This window comes from Paragemmobacter kunshanensis, from assembly GCF_011059185.1.
In the GTDB taxonomy this organism is placed as follows: domain Bacteria; phylum Pseudomonadota; class Alphaproteobacteria; order Rhodobacterales; family Rhodobacteraceae; genus Paragemmobacter; species Paragemmobacter kunshanensis.
Genome location: NZ_JAALFE010000095.1, coordinates 1 through 1,077 on the forward strand (window position 1 = coordinate 1; position 1,077 = coordinate 1,077).

Here is a 1,077-nt window from a genome sequence, read left to right on the forward strand (position 1 = left end):
GACAAGCTGCTCGGCGTCTGCCGGGACGGCCGCATGCACCTGCGCTTCGCGCGGGGGCACGAGTATCTCGTGGGCTTTCCGGTTCAGGCCACCTGCCGCGGCTGCGGCACGCTGAACAACGCGACCGCACCCGCGCGCTGACGCGCGCATTCACCCAATCCCCTGAAATCGCAGAGACGCGCGACGTCCTGACCTGGCCACGAGAAGGCGCCGGACGCCTGGTCGCAAGGCAGGCGTCCGATGTCCTTCGCGTGGCACGAGATCCGTGATCACCTCATGCATTCATCCACAAACCTTCACTTCCAGCGCAGTTTCGACGCCGTCCGGCGTGCGCAGGCCCCTCTCGCGCCGTTCCGGGACCCGGCGGCCCTGCTGGACGGGCTGCACCGCACGACCGGCGATCCGGCCCGGAAGAACGTGATCCTCTCTGCGCTGGTCGGGTTGGCGCAGGGCGACGGGCCCGAGTCCGACTGCGCCCTGACGCTGCTGTTGCTGGCGCTCTGGCCCGGCCTCGACGCCATCCGGCGCCGGTCGCTCTGGCGCAGGCTCGGCACCGCCGACGAGGTCGCGTCCGACGTACTGGCGCGCACCACCGAGGCGGTCCGCGGCCTCGACCTCGGGCGCGTCAACTGGATCGCGGCCACGGTGCTGCGGAATGTCGAGCGCGACATGATCCGCGTGCGCCAACGCGACACGGCGCGCGAACATCTCGCCAGCGGCGCCGATCCCGACGAGGTGGCGGACAGCGGCGACAGCGGGATCGGCGCAACCGGGTACGCACGGCTGAACGGCGCCGTTCGGAAGCTGCTCGGCGATGACGCCCTGCTGGTGATCCGCGTGGCGATCGAGGGTTTCTCCCAGGCCGAGGTCGCCGTGGAACTGGGTCTGACCGAGGCCGCCGCCCGCAAGCGGTACCAGCGCGCGATGCGCCGACTGCACGACGCCCTCCAGGAAATCCCCTGAGCCGATGTCCCGATCCGGTCCCGCCGGTGGCTTTTCCCATTCGAGCGCCCCCGAGCGCCTTCCCTCCAACCGAAAGCAGACACGCATGAACCGCACTGCCGATCTGTCGCTCGA

Annotated in this window: 1 protein-coding gene; it reads left to right on the forward strand. The window is 70.4% G+C overall.

The genetic code is table 11. The features are described from left to right. Window positions 1-240: 240 nt before the first annotated feature. Window positions 241-963 (forward strand): RNA polymerase sigma factor, encoded by a 723-nt coding sequence (locus G5V65_RS21920; protein ID WP_165054753.1) that lies wholly within the window; start codon window positions 241-243, stop codon window positions 961-963. Window positions 964-1,077 lie beyond the last annotated feature (114 nt).